Below are 22,635 nucleotides of genomic sequence, written 5' to 3'. Positions count from 1 at the left end.
AACACACCCGGGGCCAGCGAATTCACCCGAAACCGCGCGCGTCGCCCGCCGCACCACCCGTACCGACGGACCGTCAGGCGACCGTCTCCCACCAGCCGTCCAGCTCCTGCGGCTGGTCGACGTCGACCCGCTCGCCCGGCCGCGGCACGACCAGCGGTACGGCCTGCGCCTTGGCCTCCACCAGCAGCCGCTCGATCGGCTCCGCCCACGGGTGCAGCCCCAGGTTGAAGGTGCACCAGTGCACCGGCACCAGCAGCCCGGCCTGCAGCTCCCGGTGGGCGCGGACGGCGTCCTCCGGCGTCATGTGGATGTCGGCCCACGCCTCGTCGTACGCGCCGATCTGCACCAGCGCCGCGTCGAACGGGCCGTGCTGCTCGCCGATCCGCGCGTAGCCCTCGAAGTAGCCGGAGTCGCCGGTGTAGTACACCTTGCGGTTCGGCCCGGCGATCACCCAGGAGCCCCACAGCGTGGTGTTGCGGGTGGTGCCGCGGCCGGAGAAGTGGTGCGCCGAGGTCAGGGTGAGGGTGAGCGAGCCCAGGGTGCAGGTCTCGTCCCAGTCGAGCTCGATGATCCGGTGCTCCGGCACGCCCCACCGGCGCAGGTGGCTGCCGATGCCCAGCGGCACCAGGAACGGCGCCGACTGCAGCGTGACCAGCCGCTTCACGGTCGCCATGTCGAGGTGGTCGTAGTGGTCGTGCGAGATCAGCACCGCGTCCACCGGCGGCAGCTCGGAGAGCGCGGCCGGCACGGGGTGCAGCCGCTTCGGGCCGACGTGCGCGGACGGGGAGCAGCGGTCGCTCCAGATCGGGTCGAGCAGCACCCGGCTGCCCTCGATCTCCACCAGCACGGAGGCGTGCCCGTACCAGACCACCTCCACCCCCTCGGCGGGCCGCTCGCCGTGCTGCGGGCGCACCGTCGGCACCGGCAGTGCGGGGGTGCGGCCCTCGCGGTCGAACAGCATCCGGCGGACCGTCTCGGCACCGGGCGTGGACGCGCGTGCCAGCTCGGAGGGGGCGTTGTGGAACACGCCGTCCCGGTACTGCGGGGAGCGGCGGATCCGCTCCTCGCGCTCGCCGTCCGGCCGTCCGCCGAACGCCGCCGGCAGATCGCGCAGCGCCCACGCCGCGCCGCCCGCCGCGGCGGCCAGCGCGGTCAGGGCCAGCAGGCGGCCGCGCCGCCCGGTCGAACCGGTGGGCCGTACCTCGGTCATCCGTGCTCCCGCTCTCTCGTCACCGACCGTGTGCCGGGCCTCGCTGATGGTGCGGCCCGCGACCGGGACGCCCAGAGGGCAACGGGTACGGCCCGCCCGGTTGTTCCCGTCCAAGTCGGACGCGTTGTCGGGATGCGACAGTTCCCGCCGGACGGACCTGTGGGAGGTCGATTCGCCGCAGGATCACCGGGACCGATAGCGTCACAGTGCGTACGCGTCACGGCGTACCGCTGCGGCCCGGCGGCCAACCGGCCGCCGCTCGACGGGCCGCCGCCAACTACGGAGAGAGGTGGATCGTTGAGCCGCTCGGTTCTCGTCACCGGAGGCAACCGGGGCATCGGCCTCGCGATCGCCAAGGCCTTCGCCGAAGCCGGCGACAAGGTCGCCATCACCAGCCGTTCGGGCGAGGTCCCGGCCGAGCTGGCCGCGCACGAGGTCCTCGCCGTCAAGTGCGACATCACCGACGCGGCCCAGGTCGACGCGGCCTTCGCCGAGATCGAGGAGAAGCAGGGCGCCGTCGAGGTGCTGGTGGCCAACGCCGGCATCACCAAGGACACCCTGCTGCTGCGCATGTCCGAGGACGACTTCAGCTCCGTCATCGAGACCAACCTCACCGGCACCTTCCGGGTGGTCAAGCGCGCCGCGACCAAGATGCTCCGCGCCCGCAAGGGCCGCGTGGTGCTGATCTCGTCCGTGGTGGGCCTGCTCGGCTCGCCCGGCCAGGCCAACTACGCCGCCTCCAAGGCCGGCCTGGTGGGCTTCGCGCGCTCCCTCGCCCGTGAGCTCGGCTCCCGCAACATCACGATCAACGTGGTCGCGCCCGGCTTCGTCGACACCGACATGACGGCCGTGCTCAGCGAGGACCGCCGCAAGGAGATCGTCGCCGGCGTGCCGCTCGGCCGTTACGCCGCGCCCGCCGAGGTCGCCGCCGCGGTCCGCTTCCTCTCCTCCGACGAGGCCGCATACATCACCGGAGCCGTCATTCCCGTCGACGGCGGATTGGGCATGGGTCACTGAACCATGAGTGGAATCCTTGAGGGCAAGCGCATCCTGATCACCGGTGTGCTGATGGAGTCGTCCATCGCCTTCCACACCGCGAAGCTGGCCCAGGAGCAGGGCGCGGAGATCATCCTCACCGCCTTCCCCCGGCCGAGCCTCACCGAGCGCATCGCCAAGAAGCTGCCGAAGCCGGTGAAGGTCCTGGAGCTGGACGTCTCCAGCGAGGAGCAGCTGGCCGGCATCGCCGACCAGGTCCGCGAGTACCTGCCGACGCTCGACGGCATCGTCCACTCGATCGGCTTCGCCCCGCAGGACGCGCTCGGCGGCAACTTCCTCAACACCCCGTGGGAGTCCGTCGCCACCGCCATGCAGGTCTCCGCCTTCTCGCTGAAGTCGCTGACCATGGCGCTGCTGCCGCTCATGCAGGACGGCGGCTCGGTGGTCGGCCTGACCTTCGACGCGCAGTTCGCCTGGCCGAAGTACGACTGGATGGGCCCGGCCAAGGCCGCGCTGGAGGCGACCAACCGGTACCTCGCCCGCGACCTCGGCGAGCGCAACATCCGCTGCAACCTGATCTCGGCGGGCCCGATCGGCTCGATGGCCGCCAAGTCCATCCCGGGCTTCGGCGAGCTGGCCGACACCTGGAACCAGCGCTCGCCGCTCAAGTGGGACCTCTCGGACCCGGAGCCGGCCGGCCGCGGCGTCGTCGCCCTGCTCTCCGACTGGTTCCCGAAGACCACCGGCGAGATCGTCCACGTCGACGGCGGCCTGCACGCCATCGGCGCCTGACGGCGCACACCCCGTACGAAGGGTGAACCCGTAGGGGCGCGGGGCTGACCTGCGCAGGGGTGAACCACTAGGGGCGCGGAGAACCGCGCGAATCGGAAGACGGCCGGGCTCGGCTTCTCCCGTCGCGCGCGGTTCTCCCCCAGCCTTCGGCCGGGAGGTACCCCCCCCGCGCCCCTGCTTCGTGGCCGGAGCAGCGCGTCGGGCTCGCCACTCCCGCCCTGCGCGGTTCTCCCCCGGCCTTCGCCGGGAGGTACCCCACGCGCCCCCGGTGGTGCCGCCCCTATTCGTTCGGGGCGGCCTCGCTGCCGCAGGCGCCGATGGCGCGGCCGGCCTCGGCGGAGGCCCGCTGGGCGTCGCCGCCGCGGACGGCGTCGAGGATGCCGTCGTGGCCGACGTACCGTTCGGCGATCAGCTCGGGGCCGACGTCGTGCCGCAGGTGCGCCCGCATGACCTCCCCGAGGTCCGCGTAGACCGCGGCGAGCACCTCGTTGTGGGCGGCCGCGACCACCGCGGAGTGGAAGGCCGCGTCGGCCTGCACGAAGTCCTCCGGGTCGCCGGAGTGCCAGGCCCGCTCGCGGCGGTCGAGCGCCGAGCCGAGCAGTTCGAGGTCCCGGTCGGTGCGCCGGGAGGCGGCCAGTCCGGCGGCGGACATCTCCAGGGTGGCGCGCAGTTCCGCGACCTGGGACTGGTCGGCGTCCGCGAAGCGGCGGTGCATGACGCCGGCGAGTTCGCTGGTGGCCAGCACGTACGTCCCCGAGCCCTGCCGGATGTCGAGCAGGCCGTTGTGGGCGAGCGCCTTCACCGCCTCGCGGACGGTGTTGCGGGCGACGCCGAGCTGCTCGACGAGGGCGGCCTCGGTGGGGATGCGGGAGCCGACCGGCCATTCGCCCGAGGTGATCTGGGTCCGCAGCTGCGCGATGACCTGATCGGACAGCGGGGTTCGGCGGGTGCTGGACAGCGCCATGGCTCGGACTCCTCCTCCTCTTCCTCGCTCCCCCGGGGGAGGAGCCTCAGACCTTAGCCGTTTCGGGACGTTCTGGCGCGAGCATTCATCCCATCATTCTATGATGGGCGCTATGTCGACCGCAGCGGACTCCGCCACCCACCGCCGCGCCGAGCCCGTCCCGGCCGCGCCCGCGCCCTCCCGCGCCCGTCTCCAGACCGTCCTCCTCGCCGTCGGCATCGCGCTGGCCGCCGTCAACCTGCGCCCCGTGGTCACCAGCCTCGGCCCGCTGCTCGACGACGTCCGGGCCGACCTCGGCATGAGCGCCGGCGTCGCCGGCCTGCTCACGGCGGTGCCCTCGCTCTGCTTCGCGCTGTTCGGCCTGGCCGCGCCCGCGCTCGCCCGCCGGATCGGCCCGATCGCGGTGGTCGCGGCCGGCATGGGCGCGATCACCCTCGGCGTGCTGGCCCGCTCCTACGCCGGCGGCACCACCGTCTTCCTGCTGCTGACCGCCGTGGCCCTGGCCGGCGTCGCGGTCTCCAACGTGCTGCTCCCGGTGGTCGTGAAGCGCTGGTTCCCGCACCGGGTCGGCCCGATGATCGGCCTCTACTCGATGGCCCTGTCGGTCGGCACCTCGCTGGCCGCCGCCGCCACCGTGCCGCTGACCGCGGAGATGGGCGGCAGCTGGCGGGCCGGCCTCGGGATCTGGTCGCTGCTCGCCGCCGCGGCGCTGGTGCTGTGGGCGGTCGTCGCCCTGCTGCGCCGCGACCGCTCCGGCGGCGGGCGGCCGGCGGCGGGGGAGGGGCGGACGGCCGCGGAGCCGTCCGGGCCGATCGTCCGCAGCCGGACGGCGTGGGCGCTCGCCGTCTTCCTCGGCCTGCAGGCCACCAGCGCCTACGCCACGATGGGCTGGCTGCCGAAGATCTACCAGGACGCCGGGGTCTCGGACGGCGCCTCCGGCGTGCTGCTGGCCGTGGTCATGGCGGTGAGCGTGCCGGCCTCGTTCGTGCTGCCGAGCCTCGCCGCCCGGCGCGGCGACCAGCAGCTGTTCGTCGTGGTGCTCGGAATCTGCGGCATCGCCGGCTACACGGGCCTGGCGTTCGCCGCGGGCACCGCCTCCTGGCTGTGGGCCTGCCTGGTCGGCCTGTCGATGTGCGCCTTCCCGCTGGCCCTCACCATGATCGGCCTGCGGGCGCGGACCCCGGGCGGGGTGGCGCGGCTGTCGGCGTTCTCGCAGTGCGTCGGCTACCTGATCTCCATCCCCGGGCCGATCGCGGTCGGCGCGGTCTACCAGGCCACCGGCAGCTGGTACCTGCCGCTCGGCCTGCTCGCCGCCCTGCTGGTGCCGCAGATGGTGTTCGGCGCGCTGGCCGGCCGGCCCCGGCACATCGAGGACGAACTGCCCCGCGTTCCCGCCACGGCCTGACCCCGGTTTCCGGACGGAACCGTCGGAATGCGACACTCTGCGCATGCCAGTTCTCGAACCCGAGCCGCAGGACGGCCAGAAGAAGCTGCTCCAGCTGATGGGCGTGATCGCCGGGGTGGTCGTGCTCGTCGCCGTGATCGCCATGGTCGCCGCCCGCCTGGGCTGACGGGGTCCGCACACCGCCCCCACTCCTGCGGGTGGCGACCGCGCGGACCCCGCGCCCGGGAGCGCATTTTCTGCAAAGCTCTAGGGGTATGAGCGCCGACACACCCCGAAGGATCATCGTTCTCCGTCATGCCAAGGCCGACTGGCCGAACCAGGTGGCCGACCACGAGCGGCCGCTGGCCGACCGCGGGCGGCACCAGGCGCCGGAGGCGGGCCGCTGGCTGGCCGATTCCGGCATCAACCCCGACTACGTGCTCTGCTCCACCGCGCTGCGCACCAGGGAGACCTGGAAGCTGGCGGCGCACGAACTGCCCAAGCGCCCGCGCCGCACGGTCTACGAGGACCGGGTGTACGAGGCCAGCCCGGGCGAGATCATCGCGGTGCTCCAGGAGACCCCGGACGAGTTCGCCGACCTGATCCTGGTCGGCCACAACCCGGGCGTGCTCGGCCTCACCCAGGTCCTCGCCGGCGACGAGGGCGACGTGGACGCGCTCAACCGGCTGAGGCTCAGCAGCTTCCCGACCGCCGCGATCGCCGTCCTCAGCTTCGCCGGCCCCTGGAAGTCGGTCGAGCCCGGGGTCGCCAAGCTGGACTCGTACCACACCCCGCAGGACTGAGACCCGGGACGGCCGGTACGTGAAGGGTGGCCGGGGCCTACGCCCGAGCCACCCTCCGTGCTGGTGCGGTGCCGCCGCCGGATCAGTCGGTGACGCTGCCGTCCAGGGCGTCCGCCGCTTCGACCTCGTCGCGGGTGATGCCCAGCAGGTAGAGCACGGTGTCCAGGAACGGCACGTTGACCGCGGTGTGCGCGGCCTCGCGGACCACCGGCTTCGCGTTGAACGCCACGCCCAGCCCGGCCGCGTTCAGCATGTCGAGGTCGTTGGCGCCGTCGCCGATCGCCACCGTCTGCGCCAGCGGCACCCCGGCCTGCTCGGCGAACCGGGCCAGCCAGCGGGCCTTGCCCGCGCGGTCCACGATCTCGCCGGTGACCCGGCCGGTGAACCTGCCGTCCGCGACCTCCAGGGTGTTGGCGGCGGCGTAGTCCAGCCCCAGCTGCTCGACCAGGTGGTCGGTGACCTGGGTGAACCCGCCGGAGACGATCGCCACCTGGTACCCGAGCCGCTTCAGGGTGCGGATCAGCGTGCGGGCGCCCGGAGTCAGCCGCACCTCGGCGCGGACCTTCTCCACCACGGCGGCGTCCAGCCCGGCCAGCAGCGAGACGCGGGCCCGCAGCGACTCCGCGAAGTCCAGCTCGCCGCGCATCGCGGCCGCCGTCACCTCGGCGACCTCCGCCTCGCAGCCGGCGTGCGCGGCGAAGAGCTCGATCACCTCGTCCTGGATCAGCGTGGAGTCGACGTCCATGACCACCAGGCGCTTGGCCCGCCGGTGCAGGCCGGCGCCGACCACCGCGATGTCCACGCCGAGCGCCGAGGCCTCCGGCGCCAGCCGGGCCCGCAGCTGCTCGGTCGGCAGACCGGAGACGGCCAGCTCCACCGCGGTCACCGGGTACTTGGCCAGCCGGAACACCCGGTCGATGTTGCCGCCGGCCTCGCTCACCAGCCCGGCCAGCGCGGCCACCGCCGCGGCGGTCAGCGGGTGGCCGAGCACGGTGACGTGCGAGCGGCCCTCGCGGCGCGGCCGGTTGTCGCCGGTGCCGGAGATGATCTCGGCCTGCAGCTTGAGCTCCTCGGCCCAGCGGTGCACCGTCACGCGCAGCCCGCCCTCGGACGCCTGCCCGGAGGGCGGCGTGACCAGGGCGCACAGCGTTATCCGGCCACGGGTGACGACCTGCTCGATGTCGATCACGTCCACGCCGTACTCGGCGAGCGTGGCGAACAGGCCCGCGGTGATACCGGGGCGGTCCTTGCCGAACACCTTGACGAGCAGCGTCCGCTCGTCGTCGGTCCGTGGCTGCGGGGCGGGGCCGGGCTCGGCGGCCGGATCAGTCGCGTTCATGGTGCCTCCCACGCTACCCGCCCGGCGTGCGGCGCCACGCCCGGCGTCCGCACGCTGGGACGACGCGGCGGCCCCGATTTCGTTGCCGCCCGGTCACAAAGGCCGAGGTGACTTTCAGGTACGACCGCGGGGCTGGAATGATTCCCCCGTCAGATCAGGCGCACAACTCCCCACGTGGGGAGCAAATCGGGGGACCGAGAGAGCGGGGGCAGGCGGACGTGCCGCAACTCGTACTGGAGCTCAACGGGCAGCAGACCGTCCTGGAGCCGGGCCGCGCGTACACCATCGGACGGGACCCGGCCTCGGATTTCACGTTCGAGGACGCCAGGGTCTCCTGGCGGCACGCCACGATCGCCTTCGACGGGGCGGGCTGGCAGCTGCAGGACCACGGATCCACCAACGGCACCTACGCGGGCGGTGCCCGCACCCAGCACGTGCCGCTCCACCCCGGTGCGGTGGTCAACCTCGGCAACGCCGAGAACGGGCCCCGGCTCGCGTTCTCCGCGCCGGCCCAGGCGCCCGCGCCGCAGCCCGGCGTGCACGAGGCCGTGACCAGCCGGGCCGCACCGCCGCCGGCCGCTCACCAGGCCCCGGCCAACCAGGCACCGGCCCAGCAGCCCTGGGCGCAGCACCAGCAGCCGCCCGTCCACCAGCAGTGGGACACCCCGGCGCCGCAGCCGGTCGTGCCGCACCAGGGGCAGCAGCACGCCCCCGTTCCGCCGCAGCAGGGCCGGTCGCCGCTGCCGAACGGGCTCGGCAACCCGACCATGGTGCGCAACCTCACCGCCGGCATGCGCACCATCCGCATCGGCCGCGCCCTGGACAACGACATCGTCGTCTCCGACCTGCAGGTCTCCCGCCACCACGCGGAGCTGCGGCAGCTCGCCGACGGCCGCTGGGAGATCGTCGACCTCGGCAGCCACAACGGCATCTTCCTCAACGGCCAGCCGGTGCAGCGCCAGCTGATGGGCCCGCAGGACCGCCTGACGGTCGGCCACTCCAGCTTCGTCCTGGTCGGCGACCAGCTGCAGGAGTTCGTCGACACCGGCGCCGTCACCTTCTCCGCCCGCCACCTGACCGTCGAGGTCGAGTTCAAGGGCGGCAAGAAGGTCCTGCTCAACGACGTCTCCTTCTCCGTCCCGGAGAAGTCCCTGGTCGCCGTCATCGGCCCGTCCGGCTCCGGCAAGTCCACCCTGCTGCGCGCCCTGACCGGCTACCGCCCCGCCGACCGCGGCGAGGTGCTGTACGACAACCACAACCTGTACCAGCAGTTCGCCGAGCTCCGCTCGCGCATCGGCCTGGTGCCGCAGTCCGAGATCCTGCACAAGGAGCTCACCGTCCGCAGCGGCCTCAAGTACGCCGCCCGGCTGCGCTTCCCCGGCGACACCGAGGCCGCCGAGCGCGAGCGCCGGATCGACGAGGTGCTGTACGAGCTGCGCCTCGACAAGCGCGCCGACAACCGGATCACCGCCCTCTCCGGCGGCCAGCAGAAGCGCGTCTCGGTCGCCCTGGAGCTGCTCACCAAACCGTCCCTGATCTTCCTGGACGAGCCGACCTCCGGCCTCGACCCGGGCATGGACCGCGAGGTCATGCAGACCCTGCGGGGTCTGGCCGACGACGGCCGCACCGTCCTCGTCGTCACCCACTCGGTGGCCGAACTCGCGCTCTGCGACCGGCTGCTGGTGATGGCGCCGGGCGGCTCGGTGGCCTACTTCGGCCCGCCGTCCGAGGCCCTGCACTTCTTCGGCTACGAGACCTGGGCCGACGTCTTCCAGGCCTTCGAGAACTACCCCGACCACGACTGGGCCGGCCGCTACAAGGGCTCCGTCCACTACCGGCAGTACTCCGCCGACGTGGACGCCCCCGTGCAGCACGCCACCCCGAGCGTGCCGCTGGCCCAGGTCCGCCCGCCGAAGCCGCAGAGCTGGGGCTCCCAGCTGTGGACGCTGATCAGCCGCTACCTCGCGGTGATCGGCTCCGACAAGGGCTTCATGCTGCTTTCCCTGGTGCTGCCGCTGGTCCTCGGCGGGGTCTCGGTGCTGATCCCCGACCACTGCGGACTGGCGGCCTGCCCCGCCTCCGGACGCAACGACATCGCCAAGATGATCCTGCTGGTGGTGGCCTTCGGCGCCTGCCTCTCCGGCTCGGCGAACTCCGTCCGAGAACTGATCAAGGAACGGGCGATCTACGAACGGGAACGGGCCACCGGCCTCTCCCGCTCCGCCTACCTGGTCTCCAAGATCGTCGTGCTCGGCCTGGTCAGCTTCGTCCAGGGCGGCGTCATCTCCGCGATCGCCTTCAAGACCCGCGACCTGCCCGCCGAGGGCCTGCTGCTGAAGAGCATGCCCGCCGCCGAGATGGCGATCGGCGTGATCCTGCTGAGCTTCACCTCGATGCTGGTCGGCCTGACCATCTCGGCGCTCGTGAAGACCGCCGAGAAGACCATGCCGCTGCTGGTCATGTTCGCCATCGTGCAGATGGTCTTCACCGGCGCCATCTTCCAGGTCTTCGACAAGCCCGGCCTGGAGCAGTTCGCCTGGCTGATGCCCGGCCGCTGGGGCCTCGCCGCCACCGGCAACACCCTCGACCTGGCCCACAGCTCCGCCGTCACCTACAACACCGACGTCCGCCCGCCCACGCCGGTCGTCGACCCGCTGTGGGACCACACCGTCGGCCACCTCTTCCTCAACTGGTTCGCCCTGATCGCCATCTCCGTCGGCCTCGCCTTCCTCATCCAGCGCTTCCTGCGCCGCCACGAGCCCGAGGTCATGCAGAAGGGCTGACACCCCGCACCGCACACGACGGGCGGCACCCCCGGCACCGGGGGCGCCGCCCGTCGGCGTACCCGGGCCGGAGGCCCCGCCGTACGCCCCCGGACCTAGGCCGGTCGCCCCATGCCCCGGCCCCTCGCCCGGCGGTAGCGTGGGGGCATGCCGCCCGAGGAACCCGCCCCCGCCTGCGACCCCTGCCTGGGCGGGATCGAGGCGATCAGCACCGCCGTGCTCGCGATGAGCCGCCACCTGGAGGTCCGCGAGGTCCTCCGGCGGATCACCGCCTCCGCCCGCAGTCTGCTCGGCGCCGAGTACGCCGCCCTCGGCGTCCCCGACGACCACGGCGGCTTCGCCCAGTTCGTCGTCGACGGCGTCACCGACGAGCAGTGGCGCGCGATCGGCCCGCTGCCCCGCCAGCACGGCGTCCTCGCCGCGATGCTCCACGAGCTGACGCCCACCCGGCTCGCCGACGTCCGCACCGCGCCCGACTTCGGCGGCTGGCCCGCCGCCCACCCCGAGATGACCGACTTCCTCGGCATGCCGATCGTCGACGGCACCGAGATCCTCGGCGCCGTCTTCCTCGCCAACAAGCCCGGCGGCTTCACCGCCCACGACGAGGAACTGCTGCGGATCCTCGCCGCGCACGCCGCCCTCGCTCTCTCCAACGCCCGCCTCTACGAACGCAGCCGCGAACTCACCCTCGCCGGGGAACGCGCCCGCATCGCGCACGACCTGCACGACGCCGTCTCGCAGAAGCTCTTCTCGCTGCGCCTCACCGCCAAGGCCGCCGCCACCCTCGTCGACCGCGACCCGGCCCGGGCCCGCGCCGAACTCGCCGAGGTCGCCCGGCTCGCCGCCGAGGCCGCCGACGAACTGCGCGCCGTCGTCGTCGAACTGCGCCCCGCCGCGCTGGAGGAGGACGGCCTCACCGCCACCCTCGCCTCCCAGGTCCAGGTGCTCGACCGCGCGCACACCGCCGCCGTCAGCTTCAGCGCCCTGCACATGAAGGCGCTGCCCGCCGCCCAGGAGGCCGCCCTGCTGAGGGTCGCCCAGGAGGCCCTGCACAACGCACTGCGGCACTCCGGCGCCCGGACGGTCGACGTCACCCTCGCCGGTACCCCGGCCCGCGGCGCCGTCCTGCGGGTCGCCGACGACGGGCAGGGCTTCGACCCGGACTCCGTCCGGCGGGCCGGCCGCCACCTCGGCCTGGTCTCGATGCGGGACCGCGCCGCCGCGGTCGGCGGCACCCTCACGCTGGAGTCCGCCCCGGGCAAGGGGACGGTCGTGGAGATGGAGGTCCCCGGTGCCTGACAGCCGGTCGATGATCCGCGTGCTGCTGGTCGACGACCACCAGGTCGTCCGGCGCGGACTGCGCACCTTCCTGGAGGTCCAGGACGACATCGAGGTGGTCGGCGAGGCCGCGGACGGCGCCGAGGGCGCCGCCCTCGCCCAGCAGCTCGCCCCCGACGTCGTCCTGATGGACCTCAAGATGCCCGGCGTCGACGGCATCGAGGCCCTCAAGATCCTCCGCGACCAGGGCAACCGGGCCAAGGTCCTGATCGTCACCAGCTTCACCGAGCACCGCACCGTCGTGCCCGCCCTGCGGGCCGGCGCCGCCGGCTACGTCTACAAGGACGTCGACCCGGAGGCTCTCGCGGGCGCCATCCGCTCGGTGCACGCCGGACACGTGCTGCTCCAGCCCGAACTCGCCGAGGCACTGCTCTCCGACGACGGCCCGCGGCCCGCCCAGGGACGCGGCGGCACCCTCACCGACCGCGAGCGCGAGGTGCTCGGCCACATCGCGGACGGCCGCTCCAACCGCGAGATCGCCCGCGCGCTGCACCTCTCCGAGAAGACGGTGAAGACCCACGTCTCCAACATCCTCATGAAGCTCGACCTCGCCGACCGCACCCAGGCCGCCCTCTGGGCCGTCCGCAACGCCGAAGCCTGAGGCCGAGCACTCGCCGGGAGGTGCCCCCAGCGCCTCTGGTGGTTGGCCTACCGCGGTTCGTCGACGAGGGCGTTGTAGGCGGCGACCTGGGCGCGGCGGGCCGTGCGCTCCAGCGGGGCGAGGACCTCGCGGCGGGCCGCCATCTCCGAGGCGGAGACCGCCGCGCCGTGCCCGCCCGCGGCGATCGACAGCAGGGCCGACACCTGCCGGGCGGACTCCAGCACCCGTACGGCGCGGGCCGGGTACCCCGGCGCCAGTGGTTCGGAGTGCCCGCGCCGGCGGTACGACTCCAGTGCCTTCAGCGCCTCGGGCCCGGCGCCGGCGACGTCGAGGCGGGTGAGCAGCACGGTGGCCTGCCGCAGCCCGTCCGCGAGCTCGAACTCGGCCTCGTGCAGCGAGGGGACGTCCGCCGGCGGGGTGTCGTTGACCTCCGAGCAGCGCCACAGCACGGTCGCCGAGCGGTCCCCCTCCGGTCCGAAGACGCTGACTTCGGGCACCAGCCCGATCGGTACGCCGACCGCCAGGACGGCCTCCCCGGCGCCCATCGCCCCGGTGTTGAACGGGGCGGGCCCGGTCAGCCCCAGCGGGTGGCCGGCCGAGGGCAGCGCGAGCCGCAGCCCGCGGACGCCGAGGACGCGGAGCCGTCCGAGCGCCCAGGTGAGGCCGTGCAGCTCGCCGTCCGCGTCGCCGGGCAGGCCGGTGACCCGGTGGGACTCGTCGCCGCCGATGACGGCCGCGGCGGCGTCGTCGGGCGAGGCGGAGCCGGCGAGCAGGGCGTTGCCCCAGGCGGTGAGCCGGGCCGAGCGCGGCTCCTGGAAGGGATTGTCGGCAGGTGTGGCGAGCATCCCGCCAGCCTACGGACAACTCCGCCATCGGCGTGGCGTAGGTTTGGGCTGTGCTGCGCGCGGCGCATCCCGTCCCGCCCGCCGGACCGGCGGGAGTACGCTGCCCGCGCGCACCGACTGTCGAGACCACTGGACCGAACCCCGAGGCCCGATGCCGCCGGCCCTCGGACGGCCGACATCTGCATTGGGGAAGGCTAGGCATGAGTGACGTGCTGGAGCTCGTCGACGTTTCCGTGGTCCGGGAGGGTCGCGCGCTGATCGACCGGGTCTCCTGGGCGGTCGCCGAGGGCGAGCGCTGGGTGGTCCTGGGTCCGAACGGGGCGGGCAAGACGACGCTGCTGCAGGTCGCCTCCACGTACCTCTTCCCGACCTCCGGCACCACCGCGGTGCTCGGCGAGAAGCTCGGCTCGGTCGACGTCTTCGAGCTGCGGGCCCGGATCGGCCTGGCGAGCGCCGCGATGTTCGACAAGCTGCCCGGCGAGCAGACCGTGCTGCAGACGGTGCTGACCGCGGCCTGGGGTATGACGGCCACCTGGAACGAGCAGTACGACAGCAGCGACGAGGCCCGGGCGCTGGCCCTGCTGGACCGGCTCGGCATGGCCGGTTACACGACCCGCAAGTTCGGCACCCTCTCCGAGGGCGAGCGCAAGCGCACCCTGATCGCCCGCGCGCTGATGACCGACCCCGAGCTGCTGCTGCTGGACGAGCCGGCCGCCGGCCTCGACCTCGGCGGCCGCGAGGACCTGGTGCGCCGCCTCGGCGCGCTCGCCCAGGACGAGTACGCGCCGTCGATGGTGATGGTCACCCACCACGTCGAGGAGATCGCCCCGGGCTTCACCCACGTGCTGATGATCCGTCAGGGCAAGGTGCTGGTCGCCGGTCCGATCGACACCGAGCTGACCGCCCGCAACCTGTCGCTCTGCTTCGGCCTGCCGCTGACCCTGGAGCGCCGCGGCGACCGCTGGTCCGCGCAGGGCCTGCCGATGGGCTGACCGCCCCGTCCGCGACGGCCGCCGGGCCGCGCACCCGCTCCGGCGGGCGCGCGGCCCGGCGGCCGTTCCGGTGTCCGCGGCGGCGCGGCCCGGCGGTGCTGAACCACTGAACTCCGCTGAACACCCGCCCCCCGTACGGGCGGCCGGTTTCCGCCTGTTCACCTGCGGGAAGCTAGGCGTCACAAGCATTCCCCTCCCTAGGATGGCGTCGTGGACAGCTGGATCTGGTGGCTCCTGGCCGCCGTCGGCCTCGGCATACCGCTGGTGATCACCGCGATGCCGGAGTTCGCCATGTTCGCGATCGGGGCGGGTGCCGCGGCGCTCACCGCGGCCCTCGGGGCCGGGGTGGTGCCGCAGTTCCTGGTGTTCGTCGCGGTGTCGGTCGCCCTCCTGGTGTTCGTCCGGCCGATCGCGTACCGCCAGTTGCAGAACGGCCCGGCGATCAAGACGGGCATCGAGGCGCTCGAGGGCGCCACCGCAGTCGTACAGGAGAAGGTCGACGGGGAGGGCGGCCGGATCAAGCTCAACGGCGAGATCTGGTCGGCCCGGGCACTCCACCCCGGCAGTGTCTACGAGCCGGGGCAGCAGGTCGACGTCGTCGAAATCCAGGGCGCCACCGCCCTGGTCGTCTAGGGGAGAATCGTGGAACCCGTCCTCATCGTGCTGGTCGTCCTGGTCGTGGTGGCCTTCATCGCGCTGATCAAGACGATCCAGGTGATCCCGCAGGCCAGCGCGGCGATCGTGGAGCGCTTCGGCCGCTACACCCGCACGCTGAGCGCGGGACTCAACATCGTGGTGCCGTTCATCGACACCATCCGCAACCGCATCGACCTCCGCGAGCAGGTCGTGCCGTTCCCGCCGCAGCCGGTCATCACCTCGGACAACCTGGTCGTCAACATCGACACCGTCATCTACTACCAGGTGACCGACCCGCGGGCCGCGACCTACGAGGTCGCCAGCTACATCCAGGCCATCGAGCAGCTCACCGTCACCACGCTGCGCAACATCATCGGCTCGATGGACCTCGAGTCCACCCTGACCTCCCGCGAGGTCATCAACGCGGGCCTGCGCGGCGTCCTCGACGAGGCCACCGGCCGCTGGGGCATCCGCGTCAACCGCGTCGAGCTGAAGGCGATCGAGCCGCCGACCTCCATCCAGGACTCGATGGAGAAGCAGATGCGTGCCGACCGCGACAAGCGCGCCGCGATCCTCACCGCCGAGGGCGCCCGGCAGGCCCAGATCCTGCGCGCCGAGGGCGAGAAGCAGGCCGCCGTCCTGCAGGCCGAGGGCGAGGCGCAGGCCGCGGTGCTGCGCGCCGACGGTGAGGCCGCCGCGATCCGCACCGTCTTCGAGGCCATCCACGAGGGCGACGCCGACCAGAAGCTGCTCGCCTACCAGTACCTGCAGACCCTGCCCGAGCTCGCCAAGGGCGACTCCAACAAGCTGTGGATCATCCCGAGCGAGGTCGGCGACGCGCTCAAGGGCCTCGGCGGTGCCTTCACCGGCCTGACCGGGGGCAACGGCGCCGGCCCGGCCGCCGCGGCCGCCCCGCGCCCGGTGGACACCGAGACCAAGCACATCGGCCGCCCCCGGGTCGAGACCACCCGCGAGTACCCGCGGATCGACCCCGAGTGAGCCGGCGGTAAGGCCCCGGCAGACCCCTCCGGGCTGCGCCGCCCGTACCGGGCCGGCGCAGGCCGGCTCCGCATGTCGCACCCGGGCATGTCACACCCGTACGGGCTGCGTCGTCTCCCTGGCATGAGAATCGCCATCGTCGGAGGAACGGGGACGCTGGGAAGCCACGTCACCGAGGAACTGCGCGCCCGCGGCCACGAGGTCCGGGTGCTGAGCCGCCGCTCGCCCGAGCACCCGGTCGACCTGACCACCGGGGCCGGACTGGCCGCCGCCCTGGCCGGCTGCGAGGTCGTGGTCGACGCCGCCAACAGCCGCTCGGCGAAGGGCGCCGAACGCACCCTGGTCGACGGCACCAGGCACCTGCTCGCCGCCGAACGCGCCGCCGGCGTCGGCCACCACGTCTGTGTCTCGATCGTCGGCTGCGACCGGGTGCCGGTCGGCTACTACGCGGTGAAGACCGCCCAGGAGCGGGCCGTCGCAGAGGGCCCGGTGCCGTGGACGGTCGTCCGGATCACCCAGTTCCACGAGCTGATCGGCGAGGCCTTCGCGGCGCTCGGCCGATGGCGCCTGCTGACCGTGCCGAAGGCCCGGCTGCAGACGATCGCCGCCGTCGACGCCGCCCGCGCCGTCGCGGACGTTGTCGAACGGCCCGCCCGCCTCGGCCGGACGGAGGCCGCCGGCCCGGAGACGGCCGACGCCCGCGAACTCGCCCGCACCTGGCGGGCCGTCACCGGCCGCCACGTCCTGCAACTGCCCCTGCCGCTGCCCGGTGCCCTCGGCCGGGCCCTGCGCGCCGGCGGCCTCACCACGGACCGGCCCGACACCCGCGGCACGACGACCTTCGCCGACTGGCTGGCGGGTGCCACCGCCGCCACCGCCACCGCACCCGACCGCACGCCCGCCCGGTGACCACCCGGCCCCGCGGGAGGGCGGGGAGTCCCCGCGGGGCCGGAGCGGTCCGGATCGTGGATCACCCCTGGCCCGGCCCTCCCTCCTCCGGCATGATCCTTAGTGACAGGAGCGAAGGAGGGAATCACGGATGTCGGTCTGGGAAGCGCTGGCGGTCCTGCTGGCCGGTGTGGGTGCGGGCACCATCAACACCGTCGTCGGCTCCGGCACGCTCATCACCTTCCCGGTGTTGCTCGCCCTCGGTCTGCCGCCCGTCACCGCCAACGTCTCCAACACCCTCGGCCTGGTGCCCGGCTCGATCAGCGGCGTCATCGGCTACCGCCGCGAACTCACCGGCCAGCGCCGCCGGCTGCTCCGCCTCGGCACCGCCTCCCTGATCGGCGGTCTCACCGGCGCCTACCTGCTCACCAAGCTCCCCAGCAAGGCCTTCGACGCCATCGTCCCCGCGCTGATCCTCTGCGCCCTCGTGCTGGTCGTGATCCAGCCGCGGGTCTCCCGCGCGGTGGCCGCCCGCCGCGGCCGCGGCGGAGGCAGCAGCAGCACCGAGGGCGGGCCGCTGCTCTTCGCCGGCGTCCTGCTCGCCGGCGTGTACGGCGGCTACTTCGGCGCCGCCCAGGGCGTCCTGCTGCTCGCCCTGATGGGCATGCTGCTCCAGGACGACATGCAGCGGATCAACGCCACCAAGAACGTCCTCGCCCTGATCGTCAACGGCGTCGCCGCGGTCTTCTTCCTCTTCGTCGCCCCGATCGACTGGACGGCCGTGCTGCTCATCGCCGCCGGATCGGTGGTCGGCGGCCAGATCGGCGCCAAGGTCGGCCGCCGCCTGCCCCCGCCCGTGCTGCGGACGGTCATCGTCGTCGTCGGCCTCGCCGCCGTCACCCGGCTGCTGCTCACCTGACACCCGTGTCGCCCGGCCCCGGCGGCCCCGCCTTCCTATGCTCCTTGTGACGCACCCCGCGGCCGGCGGCCCGCCCGCCGCGGGCCCGCCAGCGACCCACCGGGAGCACCCGTGAGCCGAACCCGGCTGACCGAGGACGAGATCACCACCGCCCTGGCCGCCCTGCCCGAGTGGCACCGCGAGGGCGAGGCGATCGTCCGCACCGCGGAGACCGCCAGCTTCATGACCGCGATCCGGGTCGTCGACACCGTCGCCGTCGCCGCCGAGGAACTCGACCACCACCCCGACATCGACATCCGCTGGCGCACCCTGCGCTTCGCCCTCTCCACCCACAGCGCGGGCGGCCTCACCGGCCTCGACACCACCCTCGCCGCCCGCATCGACGACGTGCTGCGCACCACGTCCTGAGGCCCGGTCAGCTCGCAGCGCACCCCGTTCCGGCGGGGTGCTCCGGCCGCCATGAGATGCTGGGCGCTTGCAGCAGCAGTCGGGACGGACGGATTTCATGGCTCAGGACCCTCCCCGGACGTACGACCAGGGGTACCCGCACGACGGCACCGGGCAGCAGCCCGCCGCCGGCCAGGACTACCAGCAGCAGCAGGGCTGGTACCAGCCGCAGACGGACCAGCCGGCGGACCAGTGGGCGGCCGCCCAGCAGCAGCCGTACCAGGCCGGGGCGGACCAGCAGGCCTGGCAGCAGGGCGCCGACCAGCAGGCCTGGCAGCAGCAGACCGCCGCCTGGGACCCCCAGACCGCCCAGGCCTACCAGCAGCAGGGCTACGACCAGCAGGCGTACCAGCAGCAGGCGGGGCAGCAGGGCTACGACCAGCAGGCGGGCCAGCAGCAGGCGTACGAGCAGCAGGCGGGCCAGCAGGGCTACTACGCCGGCGGCTACGAGCAGATCCCGCAGCAGCAGACCGGCGACCCCTACCAGGCGAACGCCGGATACACCGACCCGTACGCCGCCTACGGCGCGAGCTCCACCGGCACCGCCGACGCGTACGCCCAGATCACCCCCGAGCCGTCGCTCTACGCCCCGGCCGACCAGGCGCAGGACAGCTGGCAGACCCAGCAGCAGGAGATGCCGACCGTCGGGTTCCCGGACACCAGCGGCCGGGGCACGGCCTTCCCGGCCGACCCCGACGGCAGCCCCGAGGCCGGTTCCGGGGGCACCCTCAGCCCCTACGTCGTCACCCGCGACGACAGGTACAGCGACGACCGCGACGACACGGACGGCAACGGGCGGGCCGGCCGCCGCTCGATCGCCGACCGCGCCCGGGCCGCCGCGGCCGGCGTCGTCTCCGCGGACCACGGACCCGGCCGCCGCACCCTGCTGATCCGGGCCGGCGCCGGCGCCGCGGCGCTCGCCGTCCTGGTCACCGCCGCCGTCCTGGTGACCGGCGGCGACGACGGCGAGAAGTCCGGCGGGGGCGGCTCGGACTCCGCCGCGGCCCGCACCTACACCGTCGCCCACGCCAAGGCCTGGGCCGCCAAGCCCGCCGCGGGCGCCCCGGCCTCCGCCGACGACACCCTCGCCGGCTCCTGGATCACCGCCGACGCGGTGGTCCGCGCCGACGGCACCGGCGTGCAGGCCTACGCCCTCGCCGACGGCAAGCCCACCTGGTCCGTCACCGCCCCCAGCCAGGGCGCCGCCCCGTGCGGCCTCTCCCCGACGGTCAACACCGCCGGCCTCGGCGGCGTGCTCTTCCGGACCGGCAGCGACCCCAAGAGCCCCTGCACCGTCCTCGCCGCCGTCGACACCAAGACCGGCAAGACCGCCTGGACGAAGAACCTCTCCGACACCAAGGACGGCTACGACGCCAAGGTCTCCGTCCTCGACGACAAGGTCGTCGCGGTCGGCGAGGACAAGGCCTCCGCCTGGGCCGCCGCGGACGGCAAGGACCTCTGGCAGTACACCGGCCAGGGCAAGTTCTGCAGCCTCTCCGGCGGCGCGAGCGGCGCCACCGTCGTGCTGCACAGCAGCTGCGCCGACAGCACCCCCACCGACCAGGCGGTCGCCCTCAACGCGGCCGACGGCAAGGTGAAGTGGTGGCGCGGGCTGAACAACAAGCCCAAGACCGTCACCGTGCTCTCCGCCGAACCCGCCGTCGTCGCCACCACCGGCGAGAAGCCCGCCGACGACCGGATCTTCGCCTGGGGCACCGCCGGCGACCCCGCCGCCGAGATCCCGGTCACCGGCGACGCCGGCCGCCTCGACGTCGGCCGCGGCACCTTCGACACCGCGCCGACCGTCTTCTTCCACCAGAACACCATGGTCGCCGCCCTCGGCCCGGCCGACGGCGTCGGCCCGGCCACCTCGGTCACCGCCTACGACCTCGCCACCGGCAAGCCCACCTGGACGACCGCCGTCGCGGAGAAGCGCAAGTCCCGCGCGGTCGGCCTGGACGGTGGGGGCCTTCTGCTCGCCGTCGACGAGCGCCTCGACCAGCCCGCCCACATCAGCCGCTTCGCCCTCGCGGGCGGCCAGGAGACCCAGGGCGGCGCCTTCCCGCTGGGCACCGGCTCGCTGCTCACGGCCGGCCGGCTGCTCTCCGCCGACGGCAAGGTCGTCGTGCTCCCCGAGCACTCGGCCAACTTCGGCAGTGCCACCGCCTTCCAGGCCAAGGGCTGACGCACCGCACGCCACCGGCCGGCCCGTCCCCCGATCGGGCCGGCCGGCGGCGTGGGTGCACGGGGACGGGTCTCCGTCCCCGGTCTGCGGCCGGCGCCCGTGCGGGCACCGGCCCGTCGGGCAGCGCCGGTCGGGCGCCGACGGTCAGGCGCTGGCCGGCAGCCAGGCGGCGAGCTCGCGCAGCTCACTGCCGCGCAGGCCGAGGGCGAGCATCAGCGTCGCCTCCGGCGTCGGCTCGAACGGCCGCCGCAGCAGCTTCATCCCGGCCTGCTCGGGCGTCCGGTCGGCCTTGCGCTGGTTGTCCTCCGGGCACGCGGCCACGGTGTTCATCCAGCTGTCGGCACCACCGCGCGACTTGGGCACCAGGTGGTCCACGGTGGTCGCCCGGCGGCCGCAGTAGGCGCACTGGTGCTGGTCCCGGACGAGCACGCCCCGCCGCGACCACGGCGCGTGTTGTCGGAAGGGCACCCGCACGTACCGGTTCAGCCTGATCACCCGGGGGACCGGAACGGCCACACCGGTACCGCGCACCATCCCCAGCGGATGGGCGTGCTCCACGACCGCCTTGTCCTGCAGGACGAGCACCACGGCGCGCTTCAGCGACACCGTCGTCAGCGGCTCGTAGCTCGCATTCAGTACCAGCGTGTTGCGCATCGTTCCGGCCACCTCCCCTGTGCGGCCGTGCCGCCAGGCACGACCGTCCCGTCCTCGCCGCACTCGGCGGTGGGTCCACTGTGAACTCGCGTGGCCACCGGCAACAACGGAATTTCCGTCCGCCCCCCGGCCGGGCCGAAATCCGCTGGCCCGATGCGCGTACTCTCTAGAACGCTGGAGTCGTCCAGGCACGGGGCCCACGGCGGGCCGCGGACAACGCCGGACGCGACCGAAGGAGAAGCGTGACCGTGACGGACATCGTCGACGAGCTCCGGTGGCGTGGGCTGATCGCCCTGTCCACCGACGAGGACGCACTGCGCAAGGCGTTCGCGGACGGCCCGGTCACGTTCTATTGCGGCTTCGACCCGACGGCGCCCAGCCTGCACCTCGGCAACCTGGTGCAGATCCTCACCATGAAGCGCCTGCAGCTGGCCGGAAACCTGCCCCTCGGGCTGGTCGGCGGGGCCACCGGCCTGATCGGCGACCCCAAGCCGACCGCCGAGCGCGTGCTCAACGACCCCGAGACGGTGGCCGGCTGGGTGGAGCGCCTGCGCGGCCAGATCTCGAGGTTCCTCGACTTCGAGGGCGAGTACGCGGCCCGCATGGTCAACAACCTGGACTGGACGTCCGGCATGTCGGCGATCAGCCTGCTGCGCGACGTGGGCAAGTACTTCCGGGTCAACAACATGATCGCCAAGGAGGCGGTCGCACGCCGGCTCAACTCCGACGCGGGCATCAGCTACACCGAGTTCAGCTACCAGATCCTCCAGGGCATGGACTTCCTGGAGCTGAACCGCCGCTACGGCTGCGCCCTGCAGACCGGCGGCAGCGACCAGTGGGGCAACCTCACCGCCGGCACGGACCTGATCCGCAAGGCCGAGGGCAAGTCCGTGCACGCGCTGGCCACCCCGCTGATCGTGAAGGCCGACGGCACCAAGTTCGGCAAGACCGAGTCCGGCACGGTCTGGCTCGACCCCGAGCTGACCACCCCGTACGCCTTCTACCAGTTCTGGCTGAACGCGGACGACCGGGACGTCTCGAACTTCCTGCGGATCTTCTCCTTCCGCTCGCGGGAGGAGATCGAGCAGCTGGAGCGGGACACCGCCGAGCGTCCGGCCGCGCGCCTCGCCCAGCGGGCCCTCGCCGAGGAGCTCACCACGATGGTGCACGGCGCCGAGCAGTACGAGCGGGCGGTCGCCGCCTCCAAGGCGCTCTTCGGCCAGGGCGACCTCGCCGACCTGGAGCCGGCCACCCTGGCGGCCGCGCTCGCCGAGGTGCCGAAGGCCACGGTCACCGAGCTCCAGGCGGTCGTCGACCTGCTGGTCGAGACCGGGCTCGCCCCGAGCCGCTCGGGTGCCCGCCGCACCATCAAGGAGGGCGGCGCCTACCTGAACAACGCGAAGGTCGCCGACGAGGAGGCCGTCCCGGCCGCCGAGGACCTGCTGCACGGCCGCTGGCTGGTGCTGCGGCGCGGCAAGCGCAACCTCGCCGCGGTCGAGGTCGCGTCGAACTGACGTCAGGTGGCTTGAACCGCACCGCGGTTGAACTGCCACGACACCCCACAGGGGCCGGATCCAGCCAGATCCGGCCCCGCGTGTTTGACGCTCGCAGTCCGGTGCCCTAACGTTGGACGAGTCGCCGAAACTGGTTGCGAACCGGTAACGGCCCCCTTCCTCCGACGAGTCGACCGTCGCACACCCCTTCGAGAAATCGACCGGGAAATGCGCGCGAAAAACTCTGGTAGAGTTCGGGAGCGCCGAAAGGTGGAAAGCAAATCAGAAAAGCCCCGGTAAAACGGCCGGGCGCGGATCTGATAAGCTGGAAACAGGAAAGAGCGAAACGCCCGGAGGGTCCGCTGGA

The 22,635-nt window shown here is 73.3% G+C and carries 21 protein-coding genes; 16 read left to right on the top strand and 5 right to left on the bottom strand.

Annotated elements, in window-relative coordinates; translation table 11 throughout:
- Positions 1–73: 73 nt before the first annotated feature.
- On the bottom strand, positions 74–1,210 hold the full coding sequence (locus tag ABD353_RS03280; RefSeq protein WP_344621909.1) for an MBL fold metallo-hydrolase: 1,137 nt from the start codon (positions 1,208–1,210) through the stop codon (positions 74–76).
- A 297-nt stretch (positions 1,211–1,507) separates the two neighbouring features.
- Between ABD353_RS03280 and fabG the strand changes: the two genes are divergently transcribed.
- Complete coding sequence (fabG, locus tag ABD353_RS03275; protein WP_344621908.1) at positions 1,508–2,227, top strand: 3-oxoacyl-[acyl-carrier-protein] reductase; 720 nt, start codon at positions 1,508–1,510, stop codon at positions 2,225–2,227.
- A 3-nt stretch (positions 2,228–2,230) separates the two neighbouring features.
- Complete coding sequence (fabI, locus tag ABD353_RS03270; protein WP_344621907.1) at positions 2,231–2,998, top strand: enoyl-ACP reductase FabI; 768 nt, start codon at positions 2,231–2,233, stop codon at positions 2,996–2,998.
- Between the two features lie 280 nt (positions 2,999–3,278).
- Here fabI and ABD353_RS03265 read toward each other — a convergent pair whose 3' ends face one another.
- A complete protein-coding gene (locus ABD353_RS03265; RefSeq protein ID WP_344621906.1) occupies positions 3,279–3,962 on the bottom strand; it encodes a FadR/GntR family transcriptional regulator in 684 nt (227 codons plus the stop codon).
- A 112-nt stretch (positions 3,963–4,074) separates the two neighbouring features.
- Between ABD353_RS03265 and ABD353_RS03260 the strand changes: the two genes are divergently transcribed.
- The 3 genes from ABD353_RS03260 to ABD353_RS03250 all read left to right on the top strand — a co-directional run bounded on the left by ABD353_RS03260 (position 4,075) and on the right by ABD353_RS03250 (position 6,149).
- Positions 4,075–5,367, top strand: coding sequence for a CynX/NimT family MFS transporter (locus ABD353_RS03260; protein WP_344621905.1), 1,293 nt, complete (start codon positions 4,075–4,077; stop codon positions 5,365–5,367).
- A 43-nt stretch (positions 5,368–5,410) separates the two neighbouring features.
- Positions 5,411–5,533, top strand: a complete 123-nt coding sequence (locus ABD353_RS03255) for an SGM_5486 family transporter-associated protein (protein WP_263103153.1) — start codon at positions 5,411–5,413, stop codon at positions 5,531–5,533.
- A gap of 88 nt (positions 5,534–5,621) precedes the next feature.
- Positions 5,622–6,149: a SixA phosphatase family protein gene (locus tag ABD353_RS03250; protein WP_344621904.1), complete on the top strand. Its 528-nt coding sequence runs from the start codon at positions 5,622–5,624 to the stop codon at positions 6,147–6,149.
- A gap of 82 nt (positions 6,150–6,231) precedes the next feature.
- On the opposite strand, the gene serB is transcribed toward ABD353_RS03250, so the two are convergent.
- Positions 6,232–7,488, bottom strand: coding sequence for a phosphoserine phosphatase SerB (gene serB / locus ABD353_RS03245; RefSeq protein ID WP_344621903.1), 1,257 nt, complete (start codon positions 7,486–7,488; stop codon positions 6,232–6,234).
- Positions 7,489–7,706: 218 nt separating this feature from the next.
- On the opposite strand from serB, the gene ABD353_RS03240 reads away from it, so the two are divergent.
- The 3 genes from ABD353_RS03240 (at position 7,707) to ABD353_RS03230 (ending at position 12,210) form a co-directional block, all read left to right on the top strand.
- On the top strand, positions 7,707–10,271 hold the full coding sequence (locus ABD353_RS03240; RefSeq protein WP_344621902.1) for an FHA domain-containing protein: 2,565 nt from the start codon (positions 7,707–7,709) through the stop codon (positions 10,269–10,271).
- 147 nt (positions 10,272–10,418) lie between these two features.
- Entirely contained in the window at positions 10,419–11,570 is a 1,152-nt protein-coding gene (locus ABD353_RS03235; RefSeq protein ID WP_344621901.1) for a GAF domain-containing sensor histidine kinase, read from the top strand.
- 10 nt (positions 11,571–11,580) lie between these two features.
- Positions 11,581–12,210, top strand: coding sequence for a response regulator (locus ABD353_RS03230; RefSeq protein ID WP_344622036.1), 630 nt, complete (start codon positions 11,581–11,583; stop codon positions 12,208–12,210).
- A gap of 47 nt (positions 12,211–12,257) precedes the next feature.
- Here ABD353_RS03230 and ABD353_RS03225 read toward each other — a convergent pair whose 3' ends face one another.
- On the bottom strand, positions 12,258–13,055 hold the full coding sequence (locus tag ABD353_RS03225) for a hypothetical protein (RefSeq protein WP_344621900.1): 798 nt from the start codon (positions 13,053–13,055) through the stop codon (positions 12,258–12,260).
- Positions 13,056–13,255: 200 nt separating this feature from the next.
- On the opposite strand from ABD353_RS03225, the gene ABD353_RS03220 reads away from it, so the two are divergent.
- The 7 genes from ABD353_RS03220 to ABD353_RS03190 all read left to right on the top strand — a co-directional run bounded on the left by ABD353_RS03220 (position 13,256) and on the right by ABD353_RS03190 (position 20,121).
- Positions 13,256–14,047: an ABC transporter ATP-binding protein gene (locus tag ABD353_RS03220; RefSeq protein ID WP_344621899.1), complete on the top strand. Its 792-nt coding sequence runs from the start codon at positions 13,256–13,258 to the stop codon at positions 14,045–14,047.
- Positions 14,048–14,269: 222 nt separating this feature from the next.
- Positions 14,270–14,680 carry an NfeD family protein gene (locus tag ABD353_RS03215; RefSeq protein WP_344622035.1) on the top strand — a complete coding sequence of 137 codons (411 nt, stop codon included), beginning with the start codon at positions 14,270–14,272 and terminating at the stop codon, positions 14,678–14,680.
- A gap of 9 nt (positions 14,681–14,689) precedes the next feature.
- A complete protein-coding gene (locus tag ABD353_RS03210; protein ID WP_344621898.1) occupies positions 14,690–15,682 on the top strand; it encodes an SPFH domain-containing protein in 993 nt (330 codons plus the stop codon).
- Positions 15,683–15,805: 123 nt separating this feature from the next.
- On the top strand, positions 15,806–16,591 hold the full coding sequence (locus ABD353_RS03205; protein ID WP_344621897.1) for an SDR family oxidoreductase: 786 nt from the start codon (positions 15,806–15,808) through the stop codon (positions 16,589–16,591).
- Positions 16,592–16,721: 130 nt separating this feature from the next.
- Entirely contained in the window at positions 16,722–17,489 is a 768-nt protein-coding gene (locus tag ABD353_RS03200) for a sulfite exporter TauE/SafE family protein (protein WP_344621896.1), read from the top strand.
- A 111-nt stretch (positions 17,490–17,600) separates the two neighbouring features.
- Entirely contained in the window at positions 17,601–17,897 is a 297-nt protein-coding gene (locus tag ABD353_RS03195) for a 4a-hydroxytetrahydrobiopterin dehydratase (protein ID WP_344621895.1), read from the top strand.
- A gap of 97 nt (positions 17,898–17,994) precedes the next feature.
- On the top strand, positions 17,995–20,121 hold the full coding sequence (locus ABD353_RS03190) for an outer membrane protein assembly factor BamB family protein (RefSeq protein ID WP_344621894.1): 2,127 nt from the start codon (positions 17,995–17,997) through the stop codon (positions 20,119–20,121).
- A 144-nt stretch (positions 20,122–20,265) separates the two neighbouring features.
- Here ABD353_RS03190 and ABD353_RS03185 read toward each other — a convergent pair whose 3' ends face one another.
- Positions 20,266–20,775, bottom strand: coding sequence for an HNH endonuclease (locus tag ABD353_RS03185; protein WP_344621893.1), 510 nt, complete (start codon positions 20,773–20,775; stop codon positions 20,266–20,268).
- A gap of 248 nt (positions 20,776–21,023) precedes the next feature.
- Here ABD353_RS03185 and tyrS point away from each other — a divergent pair, with 248 nt between their 5' ends.
- A complete protein-coding gene (gene tyrS, locus ABD353_RS03180; protein WP_344622034.1) occupies positions 21,024–22,289 on the top strand; it encodes a tyrosine--tRNA ligase in 1,266 nt (421 codons plus the stop codon).
- The last annotated feature ends 346 nt before the right edge of the window (positions 22,290–22,635 follow it).

Origin of the sequence: Kitasatospora arboriphila (assembly GCF_039528095.1) — a bacterium.
In the GTDB taxonomy this organism is placed as follows: Bacteria; Actinomycetota; Actinomycetes; order Streptomycetales; family Streptomycetaceae; genus Kitasatospora; species Kitasatospora arboriphila.
The sequence above is the reverse complement of the archived record's forward strand: the minus strand, read 5'-3'. Positions and strand labels throughout refer to the sequence as shown.